Here is a 26,564-nt window from a genome sequence, read left to right as displayed (position 1 = left end):
ATTTATAAATTTCAAATTTCATCGCAGCTACCACGCTTGTCGTTTCGCTAAATTTATCAAAAACTACACCAATGTCGCCCCTCAAATTTACCCGTAAAACAAAATCTGCAAATTTATAATAAATTCATCGCCGTTCTTGTAATATACTACTATTTATTTATGGGTTAAAAATACCAATTCTAAGCCAATAAATAAATATAATTTAAAAACTTAAGGAAAAAACATGAGTAAGCCTCACTCTTTCGCGCTAGCTCTTGCGCTGTGCGCGAGTTCGCTTTTTGCCGATCGCGTCGTAACCGATCAGCTAGGCCGCGATGTCACGCTACCGGATGAGGTTAAGCGCATAGTCGTGCTTCAGCACCAAAGCCTAAACGCGCTCAATGAGCTAAACGCGCTGGATAAAGTTGTCGGCATTCAGGAGTCATGGGAAAAGTCGCTCGGCAAAAACTACGTCCGCCTAGCGCCAAGCCTAAAAGACATGCAGACGCCTGGCGATCTAAAGGTCATCAACTACGAAGCGGTGCTTAAGCTAAAGCCCGACGTCGTGATCGTCACAAACTACATCCCACAAGAATACATCGATAAGATGAGCGAGCTCAAAATCCCTGTCGTCGCCGTTAGCTTTCAGCGCAGCGACGCCGCCGATAAGAGCAAGCTAAATCCGACCTTCAAAGACGACGAAGCGGCCTACACCGAGGGCTTTTACGACGGGATCGAGCTTCTTGGCAAAGTCGCAAACCGCGAAAAAGAGGCCGCCGAGCTCATAAGCTTCGTCAAAACCTCACAAGAGCAGCTAAAGGCTAAATTTAGCGACTTCATCGTGGATAAAAGGCCTAAAATTTACATGGCAAATCCCGATCTCACGACCTACGGCAGCGGCAAATACACGGGCATAATGTTTATGCGTGCAGGCGCGCAAAACGTCGCGGCAGAGAGTATAAAAGGCTACAAACAGGTATCTGCAGAGCAAGTTTTAGCGTGGGCGCCGCAGATGATCTTCGTGCAGGATCGCTACCCTCAGGTGCCCGCCGAGCTTAAATCCAACCCGCAGCTTGTAAATTTGAGCGCGGTCAAAGAGGATAAAATTTACATGATGCCCGAATACGCCAAAGCGTGGGGCTATCCGACCGCCGAAGCCATGGCGCTTGGCGAGTGGTGGCTAGCGATGAAGCTCTATCCGACGCACTTTGACGAGGCGGAGTTTGACAAAAAAGTGGAGGAATTTTATCAAAAATTCTACCGCACGAGCTATAAATGAAATTTTCCGCCCTGCTGCTGCTCTGGATCCTGCTATTTGCGGTATCGCTGGGCATCGGGCAGTATCCGGTTAGCCTAGAGGAGACGGGTAAAATTTTACTCGGCTCCTCCGCCGACGAGACGGCAAAGAGCGTTGTGCTAGATATCCGCATCCCGCGCGCCCTACTTTCGAGCCTTTGCGGCGGGATACTGGCGCTTAGCGGCCTCGCGCTTCAGGCGGTGTTTAAAAACCCGCTCGTAGGCCCGCACATCGTAGGCGTTAGCACCGCGGCGGCATTTGGCGGCGCGCTTTGTATCATGCTAGGTTTTGGCTCCTATTTTATCGTAGGCTTTGCCTTCTTTTTCGGGCTTGCAGCGCTTTTTATGCTCTATTTTATCGCCAAATTCGTCTCGCGCAGCGACGTCTTTTCGCTCATCCTAGCTGGCATCGTCATAAACGGCGTTTTTGCCGCGCTAACGAGCCTCGTACAGTATCTAGCCGACAACGAAGACGTGCTGCCAAACATCATCTATTGGCTGCTTGGCAGCTTTGTGCGGGCTGATTACGACAAGCTCGTCATGCTCGCCGCCGTTTCGGCGCCCTGCGTCGCGGCGCTCATCGCGATGCGGTGGCGATTTAACCTACTCAGCCTCGAAGACGGCGATCTAAAGGTGCTCGGCGTAAACATCGTGCGGCTGCGCTCGGTCATCCTCGTCATCTGCACCCTGCTAGTCGCCGCGCAGGTCAGCGTTAGCGGAAACATCGGCTGGATCGGCCTGGTGGTACCGCACGTAGCCAGGATGATATTTGGCAGCGATCACTTGCGCTCCATGCCCGCTTGCTTCGTCGCGGGAGCCGTTTTTATGCTCGCTATCGACGACGTATCGCGCTCGATCAGCTCTAGCGAAGTGCCGCTTAGCATCATCTCCGCGCTCATCGGCAGCCCGACATTCGCCATCCTCTTAAAAAGGAGCGCCGATGCGAACAGAAGGTAGTTTGCTCTCGATCAAAGACGCTGGATTTTTCTACGAAGAGGGCAAATTTCTTTTTAAAAAATTGAGCTTTGAGATTGAGCGGGGTCAAATTTTAGCGATTTTAGGACTTAACGGTCAGGGCAAAAGCACGCTGATGTCGTGCATGATGGGAATTCTAGGCCTCAAAGAAGGGCATCTTAGTACGCAGGCAAAATTCGGCTTTCTGCCGCAAAGCTTTAGCGTGGCGTTTGATTACAGCGTGCAAGACATCGTGGCGATGGGACGCGTGCGCGATATTTCGCTATTTTCAAAGCCGAGCAAACGCGACGTGCAGATCTGCCTGGACGCGCTTGAGAGCCTTGAAATCTCGCATCTGAAAAACAAGCGCTTTAACTCGCTCTCGGGCGGTCAAAAGCAGCTCGTGCTCTTTGCCAGGGCAATCGCGAGCAAGAGCGAAATTTTATTTTTGGACGAGCCTGCCAGCGCGCTTGATATAAAAAACCAAGACCGCGTGCTAAGCCTCATCGTAAATTTAAAGCAAAAAAGCAACGCCAGCATCGTTTTTACCACGCATCAGCCAAACCACGCTCTTGCGGTGGCAGACCGCACGCTCATTTTAAAAGACGATCTTAGCTACGTTTACGGGCCCAGCGCCGAGGTTTTGAACGAGGAAAATTTAAACGCGCTTTACCGCGTGCGGATGAAAACGGCGGAATTTGACGTTGCGGGCGAGCAGATACCCAGTATCACACAGATTTTTAGCGCGCAGGTGAAGTAGTTTTTGGGTTATTAATCGGCAAATTTTGCGCTGTGCGTAAAATTTTATGTATTTTGAAATTTACAAGTTCGTGAAATTTGCCGATTATTTAAAATTTTAGATTAGTAATTTGCGCAGACTACGAGCTTTGCGGCGTTTATTAAACTACACGTAAGCCACCCAAATTTATCAGGCGTAAATTCTATTTTCCTGTTTGCGGTCTCAAATCATCTTTCATTCTAGAAACTCAAATTTGACGCAAACGATACTTTTTCCTGCTTATGACTTCTCTTTTTTGTATTTTTATGCCGTGATTTTTACCCGGCCTGCTAGGTTAAATTTAATAAATATTTTAAACTTGTTTGTGTAAAATTTTTATTAACTTAATAAAAGGAAAAATATGCAAGAAAACTTTATAGGACGCATAAGTACGGCAAGGACGCTCGGTATGACGTCGGGGATTTTGGTTATTTTAAATTTGCTCTCGCAAGAGATGGTTTTACCAAAAAGCCTCTTTGATATCGCAACGAGCGCGCGCGTAGCGATGTTATTCGTCTCCGTCATCTGCCTTTACGGCGCTATATCAAAGGTAAACAAACTCGCAGGCGGAGGCGTGTTTAAGCTTTACCGCATTTTTATCGCTATTAGCAGCACAATGATTTTGCTAAGTTTTAGCACAAACTACGCACCAGCCAGCACGCACAAGGTCCTATTTTTCGTCATTTGCGGCACGGCGGTGCTTGCCTTTTTGCTTTGGATAAAGATAAATTTAAAACTCGGTGACGTCACGCAAAACGCCATGTTTTCAGGCTATGCCGTACTTTGCGTGATCGGCACTTTTATCGCTGCGGCGCTAAAGCTTTTACTAACCAAAGCCCTGCGCGATCCCTACCCTATCGAGCTTGCGGTGCTTGGCATCTATCTAGCGTTAGGGTTTATCTACGTGCTTGCCTGGTCGAGAGTGGATTACGTCGAAAACCGCAATCAAGACTAAGCCAAATTCGTCAAATTTGCGTTTTAGGCAAATTTAGACGATAAAAAATCGCGCGGCTATACTAAGCCCGTCCAAATTTAAGCCAGGTCAAATTTAAATTTATCGCAAATCTGCAAATTTGAGCTAACGACGGCTTTAAATTTAACTCCGCAAAACTCCAAATTTAACTCGTAAAATGTGCCTAAAAACTTTGCTTCAGTCACGTCTGCTTCGTATTTCTCGCCGCTTATTATTAGCTCCGGACGAAACATAAAGTTTCTTTGCTCCAGCCACGCTCTAAATTCAGCCGGCAAATTTTGCGCATCCCGCTCATCGATCAAATTCATATCGCCCAAAAAGCAAGCGATCTCGTAAGAAGCTGGGTTAAAATACAGCTCCCTGGGCGCGCCGAAAGCTAGGACCTTGCCGCCTTTTATCAGCGCGATTTTATCGCTTAGCAAAAAGGCGTCCTCTTTATCGTGCGTTACCATGACCGCACTGATGCCGTTTGCCTTTATCATCTGTTTTAGCTCGCCTCTTAGCGCGCTTTTTAGGTTGCGATCAAGGTTTGCGAAGGGCTCATCGAGCAAAAGCAGCTTTTCGCGGTTTGCTACGGCTCTGGCAAAGGCCGTTCTTTGCGCTTGACCGCCCGAAATTTGATCGGGAGTTTTGTCCTTTAGTTCGGAGATTTTAAATTTCTCCAGCAGCTGCGCGCTCCTTTGGGCTCGCTCGGCGCTAGGGAGTCGCCACAGCGCAAATTCTACGTTTTTACATACGCTTAAATGAGGAAAAAGCGCGTAGCTCTGAAACATCATAGCCGTACCGAAGCCGTCTTTTACGGCGATTTGCCCGCCGCTTGGCGTCTCAAGTCCCGCTATAATGCGCAAAAGTGTGCTTTTGCCGCAGCCGCTATCGCCTAAAATGCTTAAAATTTCGCCCTCGTTAAGGCTTAAATTTACGTCCTTTAAAACCTCTAAATTTCCGAATTTCTTGTTTAAATTTACGACTTTTAAAATTTCAGCCATGTTTTTATCTTTCTTGTTTTTTTCTGGAGATTATCTCTAGCCAAAGGACGGCAACTAGCGACATCGAAACGATGAGAAACGACGGCAGAGCCGCAGCATAAAGCCTCTCGTCAGCAGCGTAGAAAAACGCCCTGATACTAAGCGTCTCAAAGCCCAAAGGCCGCAAAATGAGGCTAAGCGGCAACTCCTTAATGATGTCGATAAAAACGACGATGAGCGAGAGAAAGAAAAAGTGGCGAAGCAGCGGAAAATGCACTTTGAAAAACAAATTTAACCGCGAGCCGTTTAGCAAAAGCGCGGCATCGTCGATGCTTGCCGGGATCTTGGTGTATCCGCTCTCGACGGCATATATCGAGGTCGCCAAAAAGCGCACGACGTAGCCAAAAATCAGCACTACAAAGCTCGACGAGAGTAGATGCGTACCGAAATTTCGGTCAATATAACCAAAAACTATCATCACGCAAAGCCCGATACTAGCGCCCGGCAGCGCGTAGCCTAGCGAGACAGATTTTAGCAAAAAGGCGTTTAGCGCTTTGTTTTTTATAAGTCTCGTCGCAAAAACGAGGAAAAAACTCACCGCCGTGATGAGTATCGCTGCGCCTGCAGCCATCAGAAGCGAATTTGCCGCCATCTGTACAAACTCAAATTTAAAACTATCCAGCTCGTGAATACTCCAATACAAAAGCCAGGTAAAAGGAAAGGCAAACGCCAGACAAAACACGCTCGCGCACCACAAAAACGCCGCCGCCGAGCCAAATTTACCAAGCTCCTTTTTTTGCGTAAATTTGGAGGTGTCGTGCGTGGAGAAGCTGTATTTTTTAGAGTTTTTATTAACGTGCTCAAATATCATCAAAACAAACACGAACATCATCAAAAGCCCCGCTAGCACTGACGCGGAGTACGAGTCGCCCATGTCAAACCATAGCTTAAAAATGCCCGCGCTAAAAGTCTCTACGCCGTAATAAGCCGCCGTGCCGTAATCGCTAAGCGTCTCCATGAGCACCAGCATCGCTCCGCCCACGATCGCCGGACGTGACAGAAATATCGCAACCCTAAAAAACACGGCGGCGCCTGAGAGCTTATAAATTTTACAAACATCGTAAATCGCTGCGGACTGCGTTTTAAACGAGGTTTTGGCAAACATATAGATGTATGGATAAAGCGACAACGACAGCACAAAAATCGCTCCGTAGATATTCATAAACTCTAACCTAAAGCCAAAAATTTGATGAAAATATCCACCGTAATCCATAATCCCGACGTAGCAAAAGCTAAATATATAAGCAGGAATCGCAAACGGAAGGATGAGGGCATATTCAAAGAAATTTGATAGCGCAAAGCGGTAGTTCGCCACCAGCCATGCAGAAACTACGGCGATAACGAGACTAAGCGCCAAAACGCCCGCCGCGACGGCAAAAGTACCTTGGATATACCTCATAAAAAGATACTTAAAAAAATGCTCGAGCAAGGAGTAGTCGCCCAAAGCGATCTCGAAAAATATGCTAAAAATGGGGATCAAAACGATAAGGGCGATCAAAATCGCCCCGAATTTTACTTTCATTATTTCCAGCCGGCTACGTCGTAAATTTTAATAGCTTCGTTCGTGTTTTGCACGCTTTTATAAAGCGGAGTGGAGTCTTCTTTAAATTTACCAAAGCCTTTTACGATGTCGCTAGGCTCGACCTCTGCGTTGATCGGATACTCGAAATTTATACCCGCAAGTATCTTTTGCGCCTCAGGGCTCACCATAAACTCCATAAATTTAACTGCGTTTTCTTTATTTTTAGCAGCCTTTGTTAGCGCGATACCGCTGATATTTACGTGCGTGCCGCGATTGTCCTGATTTGGAAAAATTATACCCAAATTTTTCGCAGCCTCCACGTCTTCGGCTTTTGGAGAGGTTAGCATGAGGCCTATGTAGTAGGTGTTCATAACCGCTACGTCGCCCTCACCAGCGTAGATGGCCTTAGCCTGATCCCTATCGCCGCCTTTTGGATCGCGGGCTAGATTTTTTAGCGTGCCTTCCGCCCATTTAGTAGCCGCGTCTTTGCCGTCAGCCTCGATGATAGCAGCTAGCAGCGACTTGCTATACGGAGCCGTCGCGCTTCTGATTAACAGTTTGCCTTTTAGCTCCGGTTTTGCTAGATCTTCGTAGTCCTTGATGCCTTTAGGATTGAAGTCTCTTTTATCATAAACGATGACTCTAGCGCGTTTTGAGATAGCAAACCACTGGCTGTCGTTGTCTCTATACTGCTGTGGTACGATTTTTTCCAGAGTTTCTGATTTGACCGCTTGCAACACGCCTTTAGTCTTTGCGGTGTAGAAATTTCCAGCGTCTGCGGTGATAAAGATATCCGCCGCGGAGCTACCCCCTTCAACTTCGAGCTTTTTGATTAGCTCGCCGGCTTTTGCCTGCGTGGCGTTTACCTTGATGCCCGTTTTTTGCTCGAAAAGCTTATAAAGCTCGCTGTCGGCGTCGTAGTGACGCGCAGAGTAGATATTTACCTCCGCGGCAAACAAAAAGCTTGAAAGCAAGCTAAGCGCGAAAAAACTTTTTTTCATTTTTATCCTTTGTATTGATATGGATTTGCGATTATAGCGTCTGACCGATGAAAGTAATATTAATTATTAAAAAAGAAAAATTTATGCCGGAGTGATTTTAGAATGACAAAATATTTAAAATTGAGTGCTAATATTCGCGCCGTCAAATTTAAGGAGAGAAAATGAGAAAAATTTTACTTTTAGGAGCGGCGGCAGCAATGGCTTTTGCGGAAATTTCTACGGTTCAAGTTAGTCCCGAAGCGATCAAAAACTACGAGCAGATCGTAGATATCAGGACACCTGCTGAGTGGATGGAAACAGGCGTGATAAAGGGCGCAAAGACTATCACTTTTAACGCAACCGATAAAGAGGGATTTTTGAACGAGCTTAAAGCCAATGTCGATCTAAAAAAACCGGTCGCGCTCATATGCAGAAGCGGGCGCAGAAGCGCTGCGGCGGCGATGATGATAGATTCGCCGGAACTAAATATAATAAATCTTGACGGCGGTATGGGTAGCCTCATAAATCAAGGCTACAAGACGACGCCGTATCAAAAATAATCTGCGGTTTTACTTTATAAATTTCGTCCGTCAGGCTTAAATTTACGCTAAATTTTAAGTCTGACGGCGCTGTTTTTTGTCCTACTCCCGTGAAAAACGGCAGTAAATTTTAAATTTGTCGCTGCTTTTTTTACAAATTTAATAAAATAAAACGCATCTACTTTAAATTTTAGCGGACGTAAATTTGACCAAAATTTACGCCAAAAATATCCTAGGCTTTAGCTTTAGCAAGCAAACATACGCCGCCAGCGCGCTTTGCTCTCTTATGTAGTTGCGGTCGCCGTTTAAATTTAGCCTCTCGATCATGCACTCGCCGTCTTTGGCGTAGGCTCCCACAAATACCGTCCCCACAGGCTTTGCCTCGCTACCGCCGTCAGGCCCCGCGATACCGCTGATAGCTAGCGAAAAGTCCGATTCGCTCGCCTTTAGCGCGCCTTTTAGCATCGCCATCACGCACTGCTCGCTCACCGCGCCGTATGTTTGCAAAATCTCATCGCTAACGCCCAGCCAGTCGCGTTTCATCTCGTTTGCGTAGGTCACTAGCGAGCCGTTAAACGCCGCCGAAACTCCGGCAAAAGCGCCAAATTTAGCCGCGGCAAGCCCAGCCGTACAAGACTCGGCAAACGTAAGCTTGAGTCCGCTTGCTATAAGCGTGCTCGCAACGTGGCGGAAAACATCCTCGCCCTCAAAAAATTTGCCCGAAAAGAGATTTTTCGCGCCGTTTATAAAGCCGCTCGTTTGACCGAATTTGTTTGCTTCCACTCTGATTAGAGCCAAATTTGATAAAATTTGAGACGAATAAATCTGCACTTCATAGGTTTTTGCTAGCGGTTCGAGCAGGATTTTCGCACTCTCCTCGTCGATATCGACCAGGTGAAAGTAGCCGAAATCTCGCTGCGTTTTGATATCTATGGCAGGCAGTTTTTGATTCGCGTCAGCCTTTAGTAAATTTACATAAGTTTGATTTAGTTTGATTAAAAATCCATCATCGCTAAATTTTTCAGCCCTGCTCGGAGCTAGCGTTTGCGGGGATTTTAGTTCCAAAATATCGCCGCTTAACGTAGCTAAAATTTTTGCCGCGACGGAGCAGTTTTGACTCGACGCGTAGATACAAAGACTATCCGAGCGCGCACAAAGATGCTCGATGATAAACGGCAGCTCCTTGTCGCTGCGACTAACGAATCTAAACTCGCCAAGCTCGCCGAAATGCCGCTTGTAAGCGCAAAAAATATAATCCAAAAAAGGCGCGTTTACGCCGATATCTTCGCCGATAATCAGTAGTGCGTTTTTCACTGTTTTCTCCTTTAAAAGCCGAAAACATCTTACATAAATTTAGCTTAAAATAGCGTTTTTTCAGTAGCATTTAATCGCCGTTTGGATAAAATCTACCAATTTTTTACTTCAAGGCGAACCTATGGATTACAAAGATACATTATTGCTTCCAAATACCGAATTTCCCATGCGCGGCAACCTGCCGGAAAACGAACCCAAACGCTTAAAATCGTGGTTTGACGATAGAAAAATCTACGAAAAAATGAAAGCTAAAAGGCAAAAAGCCGCAAAAAGCTTCACTCTGCACGACGGCCCTCCATACGCCAACGGCAACATCCACATCGGACACGCGCTAAACAAAACACTAAAAGACATCATCGCAAAAACGCACTATTTCTTCGGCGAAAACGTGAGATTTACGCCGGGCTGGGACTGCCACGGACTACCGATCGAGCAGCAAGTCGAGGTAAAACTGGGCGACAAGAAAAAAAGCCTGAGCAAAACGCAAATCCGCGAGCTTTGCCGCGAACACGCTAGAGAATTTATCGACGTGCAAAAGGAGAGCTTTAAGCAGCTTGGCGTCGCCAGCGACTGGGATGATCCGTATCTGACGATGAAATTTAAATTTGAAGCCGAAATTTACAAAACCCTTTGCAAAGTCGCCAAGCGCGGACTTTTGATCGAGCGAAGCAAGCCGGTGTACTGGAGCTGGGCGGCTAGAAGCGCTCTAGCAGAGGCCGAAGTCGAGTACGAGGACAAAGAGGACTACAGCATCTACGTCGCGTTTAAGCTAGGCGAAGAAGCTGCGGCGAAAATAGGCGCAAAAGACGCCCGCGCGGTCATCTGGACGACTACGCCTTGGACGCTGCCGGCAAACCAAGCCATCTCGCTAAATCCAAATGAAATTTACGTTTTAACAGCTGAAAATTTGATATTTGCCAAAGAGATGCTAAGCGAGCTGGAAAAAGAAGGGCTAACTAAGGGCGAAATTTTAAAAGAATTCGCCGCAGCCGAGCTTGAAAACCTGCACGCTATAAATCCTCTAAACAGCAGAAAATCACTATTTATCCTAGGCGATCACGTCACGATGGACGGCGGTACGGGTCTAGTGCACACAGCTCCGGGGCACGGCGAGGACGACTACCACGTGAGCCTAAAATACGGCATCGAAGTCATCATGCCTGTAGATGAAGGCGGTCTGTACGACGAGACACTAAAGGCCAAAAAGTTATTTCCAGACGGTGTAGCGGACGAGCTAATCGGCATGCATATCTTTAAAGCAAACGAGAAAATTTTAGAGCTTCTAGGCTCAAATTTGCTAAAAGTCAGCAAATTCGTCCACTCATATCCATTTTGCTGGAGAACGCACAAGCCGGTCATCTACCGCGCTACGAAGCAGTGGTTTATCGCCATGGACGAGCCGAAAATCGAGGGCAAAACGCTACGAGAAGTCGCGCTAAAAGAGCTTGAAAACGTCAAATTTTATCCTGCAAGCGGCGTAAAAAGAATAGGCTCGATGATAGAAAATCGTCCCGACTGGTGCATCTCGCGCCAACGCGACTGGGGCGTGCCGATAGCGTTTTTTAGGCATAAGGATACTAAAGAGCCGATATTTGACGATGAAATTTTAGATAACGTCGCGGCGATATTTGAGCAAAAAGGCGCTGACGCGTGGTGGGATAGCGAGATAAAAGATCTCTTACCGGCAAACTGCAAATACGAGCCGCAAAATTTAGAAAAAGTTATGGACATCCTAGACGTCTGGTTTGACAGCGGCTCGACGTGGGCTGCTGTGCTAAAAAGCGGCGACTACGATGCGGGCAGCTATCCTGCGGATATGTACCTGGAGGGCAGCGATCAGCACAGAGGTTGGTTCCAAAGCTCGCTACTACTAAGCTGCGCCGCGCAAGGAAGAGCGCCGTACAGAAGCGTGCTCACGCATGGATTTACCGTCGACGAAAACGGTCAAAAGATGAGTAAGAGCAAGGGCAACGTCGTAGCTCCGGCGGACGTCGCTAAAACCTACGGCGTGGAAATTTTACGCCTTTGGGTTGCGCTTAGCGACTACTCCAGCGACCTAAAAATCAGCGAAAACATCCTAAAACAAGTAAGCGAGCAGTACCGAAAAATACGCAATACGATAAGATTTTTACTAGCCAACGTAAACGATCTAGAGGATATCGAAACATCAAATTTCAACATCCTAGACCGCTGGATACTAAGCCGCGCGAAAAAAACATTTGATGAGACCGAAGCGGCGTTTAGAAACTACGATTTTTCAAAGGGCTTTAGCCTGCTGATGAATTTCTTAAGTGCGGATTTAAGCGGCATATACCTTGATATCTGCAAAGACCGCCTATACTGCGACGCCAAAGACAGCGATACGCGCCGCTCGGCTCAAAGCGCCATGGCGCTAATCACTAGAGCGCTACTGCCTCTCATCGCTCCGACGCTAACCTACACCGTGGACGAGGCGATGGACTATGCGCCTAAGATCATCAAAAACGGCGCGGCGGACGCATTTGATCTAGAGTATGCGTCGCTAGATTTTGAGTTTAACGTAGACGACGAGCTGCTAGTGGCTAGCCGCGAGAAGTTTTTCGAGCTAATCGATGTACTCAAAAAAGATAAAAAGATAAAATCAACCCTCGAGCTAGTGCTGCAAACCAGCTCAAATTTGATCCTGAGCGAGGATATAAACGAGATAAGCGACTGGTATATGGTTAGCGACGTCCAGAGCCTAGACAGCAGCGACAGCCTGGCTGAATTTGACGTCGGCAACGATAAATTTAAACTCGTTTTATCGACGCGTCACAAATGCCCGAGATGTTGGAAATTTACCGCTAAGCACGACGGCGAAACATGCCCGAGATGCGAAAAGGTACTAAAAAATGTTTGAGCCCATCTCCGCTTGGTTCGTCGCGGCAACCATCGCGACCATCCTCGCGGTCACAGCCGCAGGTATCGTAGCGGTAATAAAATTTAAGGATAAAAAATGATAACTTTAAAAGAGGCTCTAAAGCTAAGCGCCGGCGAAATATCCGAGCTTAGAAACGAGCTGGAAAAGAAAATTTTCGCGGATAAAGAACTTGGCGCTTACGTCGAGCAGCTGGCAAATTTGCCGCTTGACAAACTGGGCGCGGGCGTGCCGATCGCTATCAAAGACAACATCCAGGTAAAAGGCTGGAGCGTAACGTGCGCGTCTAAAATTTTACAAGGATACGTAGCGCCTTATAACGCAACCGTCGTCGAAAAGCTGCTGGCGGCAGGCTTAGCGCCGTTTGGCCGTACGAATATGGACGAATTTGCCATGGGAAGCACGACCGAGAGCAGTTACTACGGCAAAACGTTAAATCCCCTAAACCGCGAAAGAGTCGCAGGCGGTAGCTCGGGCGGCTCTGCTGCCGCGGTCGGTGCAGGACTAGCGGTGGCTGCTCTAGGAAGCGATACGGGCGGCTCGATACGCCAGCCTGCGGCATTTTGTGGGTGCGTCGGGCTAAAGCCCACCTACGGACGCGTTAGCCGCTACGGTCTTGGCGCCTACTCCAGCTCGCTCGATCAAATCGGCCCGATAACGCAAAACGTCGAGGACGCCGCGATCTTGTACGATATCATCGCAGGACACGACGACAAAGACAGTACGAGCGCGGATATAAAATTTGAAAGCGTCGCGGACAAGCTAAACGCAGATAAAAAACTAACGATCTGCGTCATCGAAAACTACATAAACGAAGCCTCAGAAGAGGCTAAAAAAGCGCTTTTAAAAGCGGTTGATGTTTTAAAAGCCGCAGGCCACAAAATAATCTATAAAAATTTAGAAAACTCAAAATGCGATATCGCAACCTACTACATCATCGCTACGGCCGAAGCCAGCGCAAATCTCAGCCGCTACGACGGAGTGAGATACGGACGCAGAGCCGAAGCTAAAAATTTAAAAGAGCTCTACATCAACTCGCGCTCGGAAGGGTTTGGCGAAGAGGTAAAAAAGAGAATTTTACTCGGTACTTTCGTACTTAGCAGCGGCTACTACGACGCGTATTACATCAAAGCTCAAAAAGCTCGCGCCCACACTAAGGCCAAGTATGAGCAAATTTTGAGCGAATGCGACCTCATTTTGATGCCTGTCGCCCCTAGCACGGCGTATAAATTTGGCGAGCTAAAAAACCCGCTAGACTCCTATCTATCAGACATCTATACGATCAGTGTAAATTTAGCCGGCCTGCCAGCCATCTCGGTTCCGGTAGCAAAAGACGCGGACGGCCTAAACGTCTCTGCTCAGCTCATCGCAAAGGCGTGGGATGAAAAAACGCTGCTAGAAGGCGCGCTCAGTTTAGAAAACTCTATAAAAGGATAAACGAATGAAGATAGTTACGAAGGCTCTCACCTTTGACGACGTTTTGCTCGTCCCGCAGTACTCCGAAATTTTGCCTAAACAAGTCGATATAAAAACGCGCTTTAGCAGAAACGTGGAGCTAAACATCCCGATCGTATCGGCTGCGATGGACACCGTCACCGAGCACCGTGCGGCGATCATGATGGCGCGCCTGGGCGGTATCGGCGTCATACATAAAAATATGGACATACAAAGTCAAGTTAAAGAAGTACGCCGTGTGAAAAAAAGCGAAAGCGGCGTAATCATCGATCCTATCTCCATCTCGCCAAACGCTAGCGTAGGCTCCGCGCTTGATATGATGGCGGATCTGCATATCTCGGGCGTTCCGGTTGTAGATGAGGAAAATAAATTGATAGGAATCCTAACCAACCGCGATTTGAGATTTGAAAACGATAGAAGCGTCCTCGTAAAAGATAGGATGACCAAAGCCCCGCTAATCACCGCTCCAAAGGGTTGCACGCTAGACGACGCGGAGAAAATTTTCTCTCAAAACCGCGTAGAAAAGCTACCTATCGTCGATAAAGACGGTCACCTAGAGGGCCTCATAACCATAAAAGATCTGAAAAAACGCAAAGAGTATCCAAACGCAAACAAAGACGCCTACGGCAGACTCCGCGTGGCAGCAGCTATCGGCGTCGGGCAAATGGATAGAGCAAAAGCCCTAGCGGAAGCAGGCGTAGACGTCATCGTCATCGACTCCGCCCACGGCCACTCAAAAGGCGTGCTAGACACGCTAAGGCAAGTCAAAGCCGAGCTAAAAGTGGACGTCGTCGCTGGAAATATCGCAAACCCGGCCGCCGTCAAAGACCTAGCAGAAGCAGGCGCCGACGGTATCAAGGTGGGCATAGGACCAGGCTCCATCTGCACCACTCGCGTAGTAGCGGGCGTTGGCGTACCTCAAATTTTCGCCGTCGATAGTTGCTCGGCCGAGGCTGCAAAATACGGTATCCCGGTCATCGCAGACGGCGGACTAAAGTACTCGGGCGACGTGGCTAAAGCCCTAGCCGCAGGCGCTAGCTGCGTGATGGCTGGTAGCTTGCTAGCGGGCTGCGAGGAGACTCCGGGCGAGGTGATAACATTCCAAGGACGCCAGTACAAAGTCTACCGCGGCATGGGAAGTATAGGCGCGATGACGAAAGGCAGCAGCGATAGATATTTCCAAGAAGGCACCGCTCAAGATAAACTCGTACCAGAAGGCATAGAGGGCCGCGTACCGTTTGCAGGCAGCATAAAAGAGGTCGTGCATCAGCTAGTTGGCGGCCTACGAAGCGCGATGGGCTACATGGGCTCAAAAGATATCAAAACCCTTCAGGAAAAAGCCCAGTTCGTCGAGATCACGAGCGCTGGACTAAAAGAGAGCCACGTCCACGACGTCGTCATAACACAAGAAGCCCCTAACTACAAAGTCAATTAGTGCTAAATTTAAAAACCGGCAAAGTAAAATTTGACGAGCCGCTCTATCTGGAGAGCGGCCGAATTTTACCCGAATTTGAGCTTGCTTACGAAACCTACGGCGAGCTAAACAAAGATAAAAGCAACGTCATAGTCGTCTGTCACGCGCTAACGGGTAGCCACCATGCCGCGGGCAGATACGAAAACGAGCAGAAATTCGGCTGGTGGGACGCACTCATCGGCGAGGGTAAGGGTATAGATACGAGCAATTTTTTCGTCATCTGCGTAAATATCCTCGGATCAAATTTCGGCTCGACAAATCCCCTCAGTATCGAAAAAAGCACGGGCAAGCAGTATCGTTTGCGCTTTCCGGTGCTAACCATCAGTGACGTCGTAAAGGCGCAGATGAGGCTTTTTGAGCACTTAGGTATCGAGCGAGCGCATGCGGTCGTGGGCGGCAGCCTAGGCGGTATGCAGGTGCTTTGCTTTGCGATCGAGTTTCCAAATTTCGCCAAAAACGTCATCATCCTAGCTAGCACCTATCAGAGCAAGGCTTGGGCGATCGCGTTTAACAAAATCGCGATCGAGGGCATCCTGCGCGATCCGGGTTTTAAAGACGGGCAATACGACGAAAACGACATCGCCGCGCAGGGGCTAACCGGCATGGCGCTAGGACGTATGGCGGGACACATCAGCTTTCTCTCGCCAAGCTCCATGGACTCCAAATTCGGCCGCAACTACGTCGAAACAGACGGTCTTTACGAGCTTACGGGGAGGTTTCAGGTCGATCGTTATATGGAGTACAACGGCCACGGCTTTCCTAAGCGCTTTGACCCGCTGAGCTACCTTTACATCGTAAAGATGATGAATATCTTTGACTGCACGCGCCATTACGACGACCTCGCGCACGCCCTTTTGCCTATTTGCGCCAAGGTTACGCTGGTCGCATTTAGCGGCGATATGCTATTTCCGCCAAGCTGTATGCGCGAGATGCACGAGACGCTACAGGGCATCGGCAAGGCGTGCGACTACCACGAGATAGACAGCGACTACGGCCACGACGCGTTTTTGGTCGAAGTAGATAAATTTGAAAAAATCATAAAAAAGGTTTTAGATGAGTGAAAATTTAAGCGAGGATTTTGAGAGCAAACTCGCCAAAGCAAATGAAATTTTAAAACAGCTCGGCGATGAAAATTTAAGCCTCGAGCAAAGCGTCAAGCTGCACAAAGAGGGCAAAAAGCTGCTCGAGGAGGCAGACAAAATCCTGCAAAACGCAAAGCTAGTCGTAAAGGACGCAGACGATGAATAACGCTACCGCAGCCGTTTGCGCCTTACAGCTGCCGACTCAGCCCATGAGCGAGTCGAGGTTAGATTATTATTTTAGGATTTGCGCCGACGAGGGCGCTAGGCTCGTGGTACTCGGAGAGTACATGCTAAACAGCTTTTTTAAAGAGCTAGAGCTAATGCCAAAAAGCCTCATCAAGGAGCAAAGCGAGCGCAAAAAACACGCGCTTGCCGCGATGGCGCAAAAATACAATCTAGAAATCCTAGCTCCGCTCGTACTGCCAAAAGGCAAAGGCTTCGTCAAGGTAGCAGCTAGATTTAGTCCTGCGTCCTCGCGCTTTTACGAGCAGCAGATCTTGATGCCCTACCCGCACTGGAACGAGGCGAAATTTTTTGCTAACAAGGCTGAAGGCGAGCTAAATTTGCCCGTTTTTAGCTACGAAAAATTTAAAATCGGCGTGATGTTTGGCTTTGAGGCGCATTTTGATGCAGCTTGGGCGTATATGGCGCACAAGAAGGTCGATGCCATCGTAGTTCCCACCGCGTGCACGTTTTTTAGCGAGTCGCGCTGGGAGGAGCTGCTAAAAACCCGCGCCTTTACGAACAACGTCTATGTCCTGCGCGTAAACCGCGTCGGCAATCACAAGGCCGCTAGCGGCGAGCAGTGGAGCTTTTACGGTGATTCGATGCTGATTAGCCCATTTGGCGAGGTGGTTTCGCGCCTAGGCAAAAACGAAGAGATGATGGTAGCAAAGCTCGAAAAAACCGAACTCGCGCAGGCTAGACACCTGTGGGGATTTTCTCAAATTTTACATAAAAGACTAGGCTAAATTTAGCTTTCAGGCGGCAAATATGGTAAAATTTGCCGCCTTTTCTCTACAAATTTTGTCGATTTTCTAAATTTACCCTGCCCTTAAATTTTATATTATCGCCGAAATTTGATCAAATATATTTTTATATCTTTAAATTTTGCACAATAAATCAACTTAATTAGACTAAATTTAAATTTATTTTTGTTCTATCCCTACCCCGATATAATCACGTCTTTAGGCTAAATAAATCTTTAAATATTACTAATAAATTGCAAATTACACCTTCATTTAAGCTTATTCTTTAAAGTTAAGTCCTATAATAACACTAGCTAAAATAAATTTAATCTAAGGAGGACGCCCAAAAGACGCCAAAAGTAATAAAGGTATTTAGAGTAGAGTCGTAAATTAAAGATTTACAAGTAGATAGCTAACATAAATTTAAAGGAGAAGCTATGAAAAACTCAAACGTTTCAAGAAGAGATTTTGTTAAGTTAAGTATGGTAGGTGCCGGAGCTTTAGCTCTAGGCGGAGTAAATGCGCAAGCTGCGGTTAACGCTAAAGACGTCAAATTCGACGAAGAGTGGGACGTAGTAATCGTCGGTTCCGGTTTTGCAGGACTAGCAGCCGGTATCACCGCAGCCGAAAAGGGCAATAAAGTCCTAATCCTAGAAAAGATGGGACGCGTAGGCGGTAACTCCGTTATTAACGGCGGAATATTTGCCGTTCCAAACAGCGATAAACAAAAAGCCGAAGGCATCAAAGATAGCAACGAGCTATTTATCAAAGACTGCCTAAAAGCCGGCCGCGGACTAAACCACGTAGATCTCATCGACACCATCGCTACTCGCGCGCAAGACGCATATAAACTAACTCTAAAATGCGGCGCTAAATACATAGATAAAGTTACTCACGCAGGCGGACACAGCGTACCTAGATCGCTTCAAACCGCTAACGGTTCAGGCTCAGGTATCGTTCAGCCGATGGTAGAATACTTTAAAAATCTACAAGGCTGCGAGCTAAGACAAAGAGCTAAATTTGACGAATTCGTCCTAGGCGAAGATGGCGGCGTAGACGGCGTGATCATCAGAGAGGATTATAAATTTGATCCAAAGAGCCAAAAAGACGACGCTGAAAACACTACCGGAACTAAAAAGACTATAAAAGCTAAAAAAGGCGTAGTACTGGCTGCGGGAGGATTTTGCCGCGACGTATTCTTTAGACAGGTTCAAGACCCATCTATCCTACCTACTACGGATAGCACCAACCACCCTGGCGCAACAGCAGGCGCTATGAAAGAGGCGTTTAGAATCGGCGCAACTCCAGTGCAGCTAAGCTGGATACAGTTTGGTCCATGGGCATGCCCTGATGAAAAAGGCTTTGGCGTAGGCTCTATGTTTAACGTAAACGGAAGTTTCCGCTACGGAATTTCAGTAGATCCAAGAACCGGCAAACGCTATATGAACGAGCTAGCGGACCGCCGCACCCGCTCTCAAGCTATGTTTAAAGTAATCGACGCAAAAGCGGATATCTATCCTATCAACTTCTGCGACTCTGAGGGCGTAAAAAATATGGTCATACCTGAACACTACACTAAACCGCTGGAATCCGGCGTACTAAAGAAATTTGAGACCCTAGACGAACTGGCTGCGGCTTATAAAATCCCTGCTGACGAGCTAAAAAAGACGGTCGAGAGATATAACAGCTTCGTTAAATCAGGCAAAGACGAAGACTTTGGCAAACCTATGGATAAAACCACTACAAACGGCGTAGATATCTCTAAACCACCTTTCTACGCTATGCGCGGTACGCCAAAACTTCACCACACTATGGGCGGTATCGATATCAATACCAAAGCTCAGGTTATCTCATTGCAAACCGAGATGCCGATCCCAAGATTATTTGCCGCAGGCGAGATCACGGGCGGCGTACACGGAGCTAGCCGCTTAGGTAGCGTAGCGATTGCTGACTGCTTAACGTTTGGTATGATAGCCGGTGAGAATATAGGCTAATTTGAGGCGTCTTTTGGACGCTTTTTGTGGAGCTTGCTAAAATTTTGCTTGGCAGACTAATTTTTGCTTCGCGCTGCTCGCAACTGCAAGCAGAAGTCTAGCCTGCGCAAAATTTTAGCCGCGCAACCCCAAAAATCGCCTCGAAATACTTGCAAATCTTATTTCGTATCGCAGGTCAAATTTAGCCTGCGATACTTTTAAATTTAAAGCCGAATTTGCAGTTAAATTTGTAAATTTGACATCCGAAAGGAATTCGCATGAAACATAAAGCGTTTCTCGCCTTGTGCGCATCTATGCTACTATGCTCTTTTGCATTTAGCGCAGGCGCACCAAGCGCAAAGATAACGTCTTTAGTAGATCTTAACGTCACCGACGAGCTGCGAGCCAAACACCCCTTAAAGCCTCATCACGAAAAACTAAGCTTCACCTGTCTTGATTGTCACGAAGGACAAGGAAACGACGCTAGTAAATTTAAATCTATCGGCGATAAAGGCTGTTTGTCCTGTCACGGCGACAAGAAAAAGATAGCTAAAAGACTAGAATACATGGATCTGCTAAAAGCAAATCCCCACAACTCGGTTCACGACGGCCCTACGCTATACTGCGACGAGTGCCACAACGAGCATAAAAAATCAACCAATATGTGCACGGAGTGCCACGAACACGAAGTTCCGCAATGGATGGGGGTAACGCCATGAAAATTTCAAAGAAAGTACTAGCGCTTATTATATTAGTAAGCGGCATTATAGGGTTTTTAGTCGTACTGCCCGTACATTACGCCCTAGAAGAAACTAGCGGAGAGAAGTTTTGCGTAGTATGCCACGAGATGGATCCTATGGTTATAGCTTATAGTAACGACGTTCACAGCGGCAAGGGTAAAAGCGGAGTAAGGGCTAAATGCGTAGACTGCCACATACCTCACGACAACCTAGCCAAATACGTCTTAGTTAAAGCCAAAAACGGACTAATGGAGGGATATATTCATTTCTTTAAAGATCCGGAGGCTATAGACTGGCATAAAAACAGAGAGAAAAGAGAGCACTTCGTATTTGACAACGGTTGCGTTAGCTGCCATACGAATTTGGTGGATAATAAACTAACGAGCCCGCAAGCTCAAAAAATGCACGCTCACTATCAAAGCTTGCTAAATACGGATAAGCAACTAACCTGCGCTAGCTGTCACGCCGAGGTAGGCCACAGCGGGCTAAACAATATGCTAAACTACTGGAAGCCTGAATACAAAATCTACGAAAAGAAAGCCGCAATCAAAAAAGAAGAGATAAAAAAGGCATATTTCGGGGAGGATTATGTGGGGCCTAAAGAGGTGAAGGGTGAAGATAAAGCGGATAAAAACGCGACTAAGTAAATTAACTCTAAAATTTAAGATAGTCTGTATAAAATCAGACTATCTTCTTAAAATATAATAAAAATTTAAAATAACTTAATACAATTATCTCAAAATTAAGTTTGGTTTACGCGATACTGCAGTACAATTTTTAATATAAAAAACAAATTTTATTAAATACTTATGTATATATAAAATTTGTAATTTAATATCTAAATTTCAAGGAGAGAATCATGGCAAAAAGTAACGTTTCAAGACGCGACATGCTCAAAATGAGCTTAGTAGGTGCCGGTGCGCTTGCGCTAGGAGCGGTAAATGCAGAAGCCACAGTAAGCGCAAAAGACGTAAAATTTGACGAGGAATGGGACGTCGTCATCATCGGCAGCGGATTTGCGGGTCTTGCAGCGGGCATCAAAGCGAGCGAACGCGGAAACAAGGTGCTAATCCTAGAAAAAATGGGTCGCGTTGGCGGAAACAGCGTCGTAAACGGCGGAATTTTTGCCGTACCAGGAAGCGAACTACAAAAGAAAAACGGCGTTAAAGACTCAAAAGAGATTTTCATCGCCGACTGCGTAAAGGCGGGTCTTGGGCTAAATCACGTCGAGCTACTTGAAGTGCTAGCCGACCGCGCCGTAGATACGTTTAACTTTACAGTCAAACACGGCGCAAAATACCTAGACAAACTCATCCTAGAGGGCGGTCATAGCGTGCCTAGAACGTACTACACCGAAAACACTAGCGGCTCTGGCATCGTGCAGCCTCTCGTAGAATCCTTTAAAAAATCAGACGGTTGCGAGCTTCGTACTCGTACGAAATTTGACGACTTCGTAACCGACGAGAGCGGTCGCGTAGTAGGCGTAACCGTGAGAGAAAACTATAAATTCGACAAAGATCTCTTTAGCGACGACCGAGAAAACAAAGGCGGCGACAAGAAAATCATCAAGGCTAAAAAAGGCGTCATACTCGCAAGCGGCGGCTTTTGTAGCGATAAATTCTTTAGAAAACTCCAAGACCCTCGCGCCGTGCCAGAGTTTGACACTACAAACCACCCTGGAGCTACTGCAGGTGCGCTCATCTCAGCGTTTAAGGCAGGCGCGCTACCGGTGCAAGTCGGCTGGATCCAGTATATCCCGTACAAATGCCCAGACGAAAAGGGCAACGGCATCACGAGCAAATTTGCCGCGCAAGCTAGCTTCCGCTACGGATTTTCCGTTGATCCGAAAACCGGCAAACGCTATATGAACGAGCTAGCCGACCGCAAAATCAGAGCCGACGCGATGTTTAAAATCATCGACGCCAAGGCAAACAGCTACCCAATAAACCTCTGCGACTCCGTAGCTGCGGCAAAACTAGTGCCGAGCGACCTCGAAAATCCGATGAATAGCGGCGTAATTAAAAAATTCGACACCCTTGAGGAGCTGGCGGCGTTTTATAAAATACCTGCGGGCGAGCTAACCAAGACCGCCGAGCGCTATAACGGCTTTGTGGCGTCGGGCATCGATAAGGATTTCGGTAAACCGATGAAACTAACCGACGGCATCACGGTCTCAAAACCGCCGTTTTACGCTATGCGCGGCGCTCCGAAGCTGCACCATACCATGGGCGGCGTAAAGATCAACACCAAAGCGCAAGTCCTAAATATCGACGACGAGCCGATCGCCGGTCTATACGCCGCGGGCGAGGTTACAGGCGGTACGCACGGAGCTAGCAGGCTAGGTAGCTGCGCGATACTAGACTGCCTAACGTTTGGTATGATAGCGGGAGAAAATATTTAACTCTACAAGGGGGAGCAAAATCCCCCCCCTCTGCGCTAAGCATTTCTGGCTTTAACAGTTTATTACTTAATATATCTACGCTATAAATTTAACTGCACCTTTCATAAATTTTGCGGTAATTGGTTGTAAATCAAATAATCAAATTCGGCGCTTAAATTTAATAACTGTTTAAAACAAATTTATGTATATTTTCTCTTTTACAATCACTTAAATTTGACGAAAATTTGAGCGTCAAATTTTGCAAATTTAAAACCAAAACCACCGAAAGAAAAAAATGAATAGAAATTTTAACAAAGCAAGAACGCAAGGCATCCTCGGCGCAGTTTGCATCCTGTGTGCGAATGCGAGTTTTCTAACTAGCGATCAGAGCCTGTTTTGGATCGTTCGCACGCTAGCGTGGCTGTTTGCGCTGACGTTTTTCCACTATGCGCTTATCCGTGCGCAGGAGCTATCAAACTCAAACGTCTTTACTATCTTTAAATACGCCTACAACGGCTTTTTAGCCGTAATCCTCTGCACGGTCGCGCTCTACGTTTTTGATAAAAATTATCTCAGCCTCATCTCTGACGTCATCATACCGCTTGCCGTATTTGCCGTCTCTATCGCGTGGGTCGTCATAAATCTCAAACTCGCAAAGGCCTCAAGCTGCGCGCTTTTTAGCATTTACGCGTGGATGCTTGCCGCTAGCCTGGGTGCAAACTTTATTTATGGCATACTAGAGGTCCTCTCGCCAGCTCTCATCGCTACCGCCGCCAAATTTGCACCTCTTGTCAACGCGCCCTTTGATCTAGCGACTTCGGGCGTATTACTCGCAGCGTGGATCAGCGTGGAAAATTTCTCAAACGAGCAAGGCGAAATCGAGATAAATTTGACCAACCAGCACGGCGATAGGCCAAATTTAAGCGCCCAAAACGCAAGCGAGCCGAATTTTAGCGCTCAACACGAGCAAGCAACGGAGCTCAAATTTGACGCCGACCAAATCAAAATAAATAGATAAAATTTGACCGAAAGGATAAACATGCAAGAGACATCATATAACCAAAAGGTGCTAAAAGAAGCCAAAAGGCAAGGTATAATCTCGTGCCGGCTTATGCTAGCGACCGTTGCCGTATCGTTTTTTGCCAAGCTTTATCTGATATTTACGCGGCCGCACAGCGAGGCACAAGAGCAGCTGATAAAACTGCTTGAAGGCTCGGTAAATTTCGTGCTTTTTCTCGCCGCGGCCGTTTATATGTGGCATGCACTTAAAAAACTAGAGGAAATTTACGACGCCGACGTGCTTAGCATCTATAAACAGATGATTTTTGTATCTATCATATTTGCGGCAGTTGGTATAGTGTTTGGCTTTATACGCGGCATAGAGGACCGACCTGCTACTGCTGGTACTGGGCTGGCGGGCTTTTTATACTGGCTATCGCCGTCTATCTTGCCGTCCTTTGGGCTAAGTTAAATTTCAGCCTTGCAAAGATTACAGAAAACAATCTTTTTAAGACTTACGTATTTTTCGCTATCACTAGCTTTGTTATCGCCTTTGCGCTGCAGATAATGCTATCCATAGGCTATTTTACGGCGGTCTTTTCCATACTGTTTGCAGCGCTAGCCATCGCGATACTCTACGTGCTGCCGACTGCGTTTTACCTATACGCTTGGACTATGATAAAGGATGAATGAGTTGAGAAAAAACGAACAAAATTTGACCGAAGACAGAGCCCAAATCATAAAAAACGCAAGAAATTTTGGATTTTTAGCGGCTCTTTGCGCGTCGCTTACTATTTTGTCGTTTTACATTGTAGCTTTTTCGCCGCAGTTTCAAAACAAAAATCATTGGGTGCTCGCATCCATAGGCGCACTCGTTTGTTTTTACGTGGCTCTTAGAGTGCTTCAGCCTCTATGCGAGTTGGATCTTATGCGGCCGTTTCATGCGAGTTGGACTTTTGGGATTGCCATGCTGACAACGGTATATTTAAAGGAAAGATTTTATAGCGCCGAGTTTATGCTTATATTTTTTACATTATTTACTTTGTCGGCGATTTCTTGGACGATTTTAAATTTTAGGTTGGCGCGTCACGCAAAATCCGCTGTTTAAAATTTATGCCTACATGTTTATACTCTCGGTTTTATCCGGCTACATCGCGGTTTTTGCAAAAGCGCAAATCGGCGGCGCGCTCCACTGGACCAATATCTTGATAACGGCGACGGCTCAAGCTCTGCTCGTTGGTGCGTGGTGTGGCGTGGAAAATATGGAGGATGTTTAGTCAAATTCTGCTGTAAAATTTCATAAAATTAACTAACACAACTTAAATCTAAGTCGTTTTATATAAAGATATTTTTTAGCAAATAAAAACTATAATAAAAGTAAATTTGGTCTCTTGGATCAAATATAATCAGTAAATTTTCAAAATTAAGAAAAAGGGAAACATGTGGAAAATGATAACGAAATTTTTAATAATAAATTAGAACACATAAAGGATTTTGCATCTTTTGCAAATGTATTTTTTATAGCCAGCTTATTTATGTGGAATAGTGAATGGTCAGTCGGAGGCATAGTATTTCGCTTAATTTGGCTAATACTTATGTATGTTGCCGTTTCAGGGATTGCCAATATCGCCAAATCATCATCTTTGATGACTTTTTATACACTATTTATTTTGGGTATAATATTTTCAAATCTCATAACTATTCCTGCTTTAGATAACCCAAACATGCCTCTAAATGCCGGTATTGCTTTAGGAGCTTTAAGTATATTATTTTTAATTTGTATGTGGGCATTGATGTTTTTTGAACTCGCTAAGATAACCGGCGTAAAGCTATTTAGATGGTGCATATATGGCTACATTCTTTGTTTTATCGCGCTATCTACTACCCTTTACATGCTTTTAAACTCATTTTGGATAACCGATGAGATAAGATACGGCTTTGGTATAACTATAATAATATTTGTAATAACACAAATACTTTACTTTATCTCTTGGAATCGTATAAATATAATTCAAGAAGAGCAGAAAAGCAAAGAGAGCTAAGCTGGCTCGTTAAATTGAATATTTTTAATCATTAAGACTAAAAAACAAGTCCATTTATGGTTTGAGTTAAATTTTAGCTTAGCTTTGTTCAATTTGCAAAAGAGGCTATTAAATTGAAACGGATAAGTGCCGATTTTGCCGTTCGTATCAAAAAGGTGCGGGACGGCCGAGTCAAATTTGACACATTTAGGCAAATTCTCGCGAGACCGTTTGCCGCGCCGCACGTCAAATTTGACCCAAGCTCGCCCTACCCGTTCATCTTGGACAACTTCTCGTTTTTGAGATTTGCCTCCATCTGGCGTATCTCTTCCTCGCCGCTTCTTACGACGTTTTCGTCGCACTCAAAGTTTTTGGCGTCTATTTTTTTCGGGTATTCGACGTTTGCTAGGATGTATCTAAAAAGATTTATGCGAGCCTGCTTTTTACTGTCTGAGACGATGATGGTCCACGGACAAAACGGCGTGTTTGAGGCTAGCAGCATCGAGTACTTGGCGATGGTGTACTGATCCCAGAGCTCCTGGCTTTTCTCGTCTACTGGGGAGATTTTAAACTGCTTTAGCGGGTCGGTGAGGCGCTCTTTGAAACGCTTTTTTTGCTCCTCTTTTGAAACTGAGAGGTAAAATTTAAAAAAAATAATGCCCGAGTTTTTAATCATCTCCTCAAATTTAGGCACTTCGCGCAAAAACTCCTTGTGCTCCTCCTGTGTGCAAAAGCCCATCACGGGCTCTACGCCAGCGCGGTTGTACCACGAGCGGTCAAAGATCACGATCTCGCCAGCGCTTGGTAAATGCGCGACGTAACGCTGAAAATACCACTGCGAGCGCTCGACGTCGCTTGGCTTTTCAAGCGCCACGATGCGGCAACCGCGCGGATTTAGATGCTCGGTTAGGCGCTTTATCGAGCCGCCCTTGCCCGCCGCGTCGCGCCCCTCGATGATTATGAGTACGCGCAGACCCTGCTCTTTTACGTGATTTTGAAATTTTAAAAGCTCGATTTGCAGCTTTCGAAGCTCGTGCTCGTAGTCGAATTTTACGCTATCCGTGCCGTTTTTACTCACTCTAAACCTCCTTTGGACATTTTTAAAATGTTACTATCAAATAATTAAAATTTAGCTAAAATACGCCTCTTAATTTAACATTTAACGCTGACTTTATGGGAGCTTGTGTAAAATGCGACAAAAATTTCAAGGAATATT

The 26,564-nt window shown here is 46.4% G+C and carries 25 protein-coding genes; 20 read left to right on the top strand and 5 right to left on the bottom strand.

Annotation, left to right across the window (positions count from 1 at the left end; genetic code table 11):
- Window positions 1-223 precede the first annotated feature (223 nt).
- The 4 genes from CSHOW_RS04220 (at window position 224) to CSHOW_RS04205 (ending at window position 3,962) form a co-directional block, all read left to right on the top strand.
- The gene (locus CSHOW_RS04220) at window positions 224-1,258 is read left to right on the top strand and encodes an ABC transporter substrate-binding protein (RefSeq protein WP_002948150.1); all 1,035 of its coding nucleotides are present in this window, start codon (window positions 224-226) and stop codon (window positions 1,256-1,258) included.
- Window positions 1,255-2,232 carry a FecCD family ABC transporter permease gene (locus CSHOW_RS04215; RefSeq protein WP_002948151.1) on the top strand — a complete coding sequence of 326 codons (978 nt, stop codon included), beginning with the start codon at window positions 1,255-1,257 and terminating at the stop codon, window positions 2,230-2,232. Before CSHOW_RS04220 ends, CSHOW_RS04215 begins: the two co-directional genes overlap by 4 nt.
- A complete protein-coding gene (locus CSHOW_RS04210) occupies window positions 2,216-2,989 on the top strand; it encodes an ABC transporter ATP-binding protein (protein WP_002948154.1) in 774 nt (257 codons plus the stop codon). The genes CSHOW_RS04215 and CSHOW_RS04210 overlap by 17 nt, the downstream gene beginning before the upstream one ends.
- Before the next feature lie 379 nt (window positions 2,990-3,368).
- Window positions 3,369-3,962 (top strand): hypothetical protein, encoded by a 594-nt coding sequence (locus CSHOW_RS04205; RefSeq protein WP_002948158.1) that lies wholly within the window; start codon window positions 3,369-3,371, stop codon window positions 3,960-3,962.
- Window positions 3,963-4,039: 77 nt separating this feature from the next.
- Here the strand turns inward: CSHOW_RS04205 and CSHOW_RS04200 are convergent, their stop codons facing one another.
- From CSHOW_RS04200 to CSHOW_RS04190, 3 genes are read right to left on the bottom strand one after another with little or no spacing between them, the layout of a single operon-like run.
- On the bottom strand, window positions 4,040-4,966 hold the full coding sequence (locus CSHOW_RS04200; protein ID WP_002948160.1) for an ABC transporter ATP-binding protein: 927 nt from the start codon (window positions 4,964-4,966) through the stop codon (window positions 4,040-4,042).
- 4 nt (window positions 4,967-4,970) lie between these two features.
- Window positions 4,971-6,527 carry an ABC transporter permease gene (locus CSHOW_RS04195; RefSeq protein ID WP_002948163.1) on the bottom strand — a complete coding sequence of 519 codons (1,557 nt, stop codon included), beginning with the start codon at window positions 6,525-6,527 and terminating at the stop codon, window positions 4,971-4,973.
- Window positions 6,527-7,528 (bottom strand): Fe(3+) ABC transporter substrate-binding protein, encoded by a 1,002-nt coding sequence (locus CSHOW_RS04190; protein ID WP_002948165.1) that lies wholly within the window; start codon window positions 7,526-7,528, stop codon window positions 6,527-6,529. The genes CSHOW_RS04195 and CSHOW_RS04190 overlap by 1 nt, the downstream gene beginning before the upstream one ends.
- A gap of 161 nt (window positions 7,529-7,689) precedes the next feature.
- Between CSHOW_RS04190 and CSHOW_RS04185 the strand changes: the two genes are divergently transcribed.
- Window positions 7,690-8,067: a rhodanese-like domain-containing protein gene (locus CSHOW_RS04185; RefSeq protein WP_002948167.1), complete on the top strand. Its 378-nt coding sequence runs from the start codon at window positions 7,690-7,692 to the stop codon at window positions 8,065-8,067.
- 195 nt (window positions 8,068-8,262) lie between these two features.
- Here CSHOW_RS04185 and CSHOW_RS04180 read toward each other — a convergent pair whose 3' ends face one another.
- On the bottom strand, window positions 8,263-9,360 hold the full coding sequence (locus CSHOW_RS04180; RefSeq protein WP_002948173.1) for a CinA family protein: 1,098 nt from the start codon (window positions 9,358-9,360) through the stop codon (window positions 8,263-8,265).
- A gap of 121 nt (window positions 9,361-9,481) precedes the next feature.
- On the opposite strand from CSHOW_RS04180, the gene ileS reads away from it, so the two are divergent.
- The 15 genes from ileS to CSHOW_RS04110 all read left to right on the top strand — a co-directional run bounded on the left by ileS (window position 9,482) and on the right by CSHOW_RS04110 (window position 25,369).
- Complete coding sequence (gene ileS, locus CSHOW_RS04175; protein WP_002948180.1) at window positions 9,482-12,238, top strand: isoleucine--tRNA ligase; 2,757 nt, start codon at window positions 9,482-9,484, stop codon at window positions 12,236-12,238.
- A 96-nt stretch (window positions 12,239-12,334) separates the two neighbouring features.
- Window positions 12,335-13,693 (top strand): Asp-tRNA(Asn)/Glu-tRNA(Gln) amidotransferase subunit GatA, encoded by a 1,359-nt coding sequence (gatA, locus tag CSHOW_RS04170; protein ID WP_002948187.1) that lies wholly within the window; start codon window positions 12,335-12,337, stop codon window positions 13,691-13,693.
- 4 nt (window positions 13,694-13,697) lie between these two features.
- On the top strand, window positions 13,698-15,146 hold the full coding sequence (gene guaB / locus CSHOW_RS04165; RefSeq protein ID WP_002948188.1) for an IMP dehydrogenase: 1,449 nt from the start codon (window positions 13,698-13,700) through the stop codon (window positions 15,144-15,146).
- Window positions 15,146-16,246: a homoserine O-acetyltransferase MetX gene (gene metX, locus CSHOW_RS04160; protein WP_002948189.1), complete on the top strand. Its 1,101-nt coding sequence runs from the start codon at window positions 15,146-15,148 to the stop codon at window positions 16,244-16,246. Before guaB ends, metX begins: the two co-directional genes overlap by 1 nt.
- The gene (gene xseB / locus CSHOW_RS04155) at window positions 16,239-16,433 is read left to right on the top strand and encodes an exodeoxyribonuclease VII small subunit (protein WP_002948190.1); all 195 of its coding nucleotides are present in this window, start codon (window positions 16,239-16,241) and stop codon (window positions 16,431-16,433) included. The genes metX and xseB overlap by 8 nt, the downstream gene beginning before the upstream one ends.
- Window positions 16,426-17,238: a carbon-nitrogen hydrolase family protein gene (locus tag CSHOW_RS04150; RefSeq protein WP_002948191.1), complete on the top strand. Its 813-nt coding sequence runs from the start codon at window positions 16,426-16,428 to the stop codon at window positions 17,236-17,238. The genes xseB and CSHOW_RS04150 overlap by 8 nt, the downstream gene beginning before the upstream one ends.
- 434 nt (window positions 17,239-17,672) lie before the next feature.
- Entirely contained in the window at window positions 17,673-19,229 is a 1,557-nt protein-coding gene (locus CSHOW_RS04145) for a flavocytochrome c (protein WP_002948649.1), read from the top strand.
- Window positions 19,230-19,486: 257 nt separating this feature from the next.
- Window positions 19,487-19,927 carry a cytochrome c3 family protein gene (locus CSHOW_RS04140; protein WP_002947156.1) on the top strand — a complete coding sequence of 147 codons (441 nt, stop codon included), beginning with the start codon at window positions 19,487-19,489 and terminating at the stop codon, window positions 19,925-19,927.
- Window positions 19,924-20,595: a cytochrome c3 family protein gene (locus tag CSHOW_RS04135; RefSeq protein WP_171992838.1), complete on the top strand. Its 672-nt coding sequence runs from the start codon at window positions 19,924-19,926 to the stop codon at window positions 20,593-20,595. Before CSHOW_RS04140 ends, CSHOW_RS04135 begins: the two co-directional genes overlap by 4 nt.
- Window positions 20,596-20,807: 212 nt before the next feature.
- Window positions 20,808-22,349 carry a flavocytochrome c gene (locus tag CSHOW_RS04130; RefSeq protein WP_002946557.1) on the top strand — a complete coding sequence of 514 codons (1,542 nt, stop codon included), beginning with the start codon at window positions 20,808-20,810 and terminating at the stop codon, window positions 22,347-22,349.
- Between the two features lie 274 nt (window positions 22,350-22,623).
- Window positions 22,624-23,346, top strand: coding sequence for a hypothetical protein (locus CSHOW_RS04125; RefSeq protein ID WP_002946553.1), 723 nt, complete (start codon window positions 22,624-22,626; stop codon window positions 23,344-23,346).
- A 21-nt stretch (window positions 23,347-23,367) separates the two neighbouring features.
- On the top strand, window positions 23,368-23,799 hold the full coding sequence (locus CSHOW_RS04120; protein ID WP_002946552.1) for a hypothetical protein: 432 nt from the start codon (window positions 23,368-23,370) through the stop codon (window positions 23,797-23,799).
- Between the two features lie 95 nt (window positions 23,800-23,894).
- A complete protein-coding gene (locus CSHOW_RS10530) occupies window positions 23,895-24,020 on the top strand; it encodes a hypothetical protein (protein ID WP_002946551.1) in 126 nt (41 codons plus the stop codon).
- A 428-nt stretch (window positions 24,021-24,448) separates the two neighbouring features.
- The gene (locus CSHOW_RS04115; RefSeq protein WP_002946549.1) at window positions 24,449-24,604 is read left to right on the top strand and encodes a hypothetical protein; all 156 of its coding nucleotides are present in this window, start codon (window positions 24,449-24,451) and stop codon (window positions 24,602-24,604) included.
- A gap of 165 nt (window positions 24,605-24,769) precedes the next feature.
- A complete protein-coding gene (locus CSHOW_RS04110) occupies window positions 24,770-25,369 on the top strand; it encodes a hypothetical protein (RefSeq protein ID WP_039895046.1) in 600 nt (199 codons plus the stop codon).
- A 247-nt stretch (window positions 25,370-25,616) separates the two neighbouring features.
- Here the strand turns inward: CSHOW_RS04110 and ppk2 are convergent, their stop codons facing one another.
- Entirely contained in the window at window positions 25,617-26,426 is an 810-nt protein-coding gene (gene ppk2, locus CSHOW_RS04105; protein WP_002946546.1) for a polyphosphate kinase 2, read from the bottom strand.
- Window positions 26,427-26,564 lie beyond the last annotated feature (138 nt).

Origin of the sequence: Campylobacter showae, from assembly GCF_004803815.1 — a bacterium.
Classification (GTDB): Bacteria; Campylobacterota; Campylobacteria; order Campylobacterales; family Campylobacteraceae; genus Campylobacter_A; species Campylobacter_A showae.
The sequence above is the reverse complement of the archived record's forward strand: the minus strand, read 5'-3'. Positions and strand labels throughout refer to the sequence as shown.

Coding starts and splice junctions, on each gene's coding strand:
- CSHOW_RS04185 (WP_002948167.1), top strand. CDS start 7,690: ATGAGAAAAATTTTACTTTTAGGAGCGGCGGCAGCAATGGCTTTTGCG.
- CSHOW_RS04195 (WP_002948163.1), bottom strand. CDS start 6,527: ATGAAAGTAAAATTCGGGGCGATTTTGATCGCCCTTATCGTTTTGATC.
- CSHOW_RS04125 (WP_002946553.1), top strand. CDS start 22,624: ATGAATAGAAATTTTAACAAAGCAAGAACGCAAGGCATCCTCGGCGCA.
- CSHOW_RS04190 (WP_002948165.1), bottom strand. CDS start 7,528: ATGAAAAAAAGTTTTTTCGCGCTTAGCTTGCTTTCAAGCTTTTTGTTT.
- CSHOW_RS04140 (WP_002947156.1), top strand. CDS start 19,487: ATGAAACATAAAGCGTTTCTCGCCTTGTGCGCATCTATGCTACTATGC.
- ileS (WP_002948180.1), top strand. CDS start 9,482: ATGGATTACAAAGATACATTATTGCTTCCAAATACCGAATTTCCCATG.
- CSHOW_RS10530 (WP_002946551.1), top strand. CDS start 23,895: ATGCTATCCATAGGCTATTTTACGGCGGTCTTTTCCATACTGTTTGCA.
- CSHOW_RS04150 (WP_002948191.1), top strand. CDS start 16,426: ATGAATAACGCTACCGCAGCCGTTTGCGCCTTACAGCTGCCGACTCAG.
- CSHOW_RS04210 (WP_002948154.1), top strand. CDS start 2,216: ATGCGAACAGAAGGTAGTTTGCTCTCGATCAAAGACGCTGGATTTTTC.
- guaB (WP_002948188.1), top strand. CDS start 13,698: ATGAAGATAGTTACGAAGGCTCTCACCTTTGACGACGTTTTGCTCGTC.
- CSHOW_RS04215 (WP_002948151.1), top strand. CDS start 1,255: ATGAAATTTTCCGCCCTGCTGCTGCTCTGGATCCTGCTATTTGCGGTA.
- CSHOW_RS04115 (WP_002946549.1), top strand. CDS start 24,449: ATGTTTATACTCTCGGTTTTATCCGGCTACATCGCGGTTTTTGCAAAA.
- CSHOW_RS04135 (WP_171992838.1), top strand. CDS start 19,924: ATGAAAATTTCAAAGAAAGTACTAGCGCTTATTATATTAGTAAGCGGC.
- CSHOW_RS04130 (WP_002946557.1), top strand. CDS start 20,808: ATGGCAAAAAGTAACGTTTCAAGACGCGACATGCTCAAAATGAGCTTA.
- CSHOW_RS04205 (WP_002948158.1), top strand. CDS start 3,369: ATGCAAGAAAACTTTATAGGACGCATAAGTACGGCAAGGACGCTCGGT.
- CSHOW_RS04220 (WP_002948150.1), top strand. CDS start 224: ATGAGTAAGCCTCACTCTTTCGCGCTAGCTCTTGCGCTGTGCGCGAGT.
- CSHOW_RS04120 (WP_002946552.1), top strand. CDS start 23,368: ATGCAAGAGACATCATATAACCAAAAGGTGCTAAAAGAAGCCAAAAGG.
- CSHOW_RS04200 (WP_002948160.1), bottom strand. CDS start 4,966: ATGGCTGAAATTTTAAAAGTCGTAAATTTAAACAAGAAATTCGGAAAT.
- gatA (WP_002948187.1), top strand. CDS start 12,335: ATGATAACTTTAAAAGAGGCTCTAAAGCTAAGCGCCGGCGAAATATCC.
- CSHOW_RS04145 (WP_002948649.1), top strand. CDS start 17,673: ATGAAAAACTCAAACGTTTCAAGAAGAGATTTTGTTAAGTTAAGTATG.
- xseB (WP_002948190.1), top strand. CDS start 16,239: ATGAGTGAAAATTTAAGCGAGGATTTTGAGAGCAAACTCGCCAAAGCA.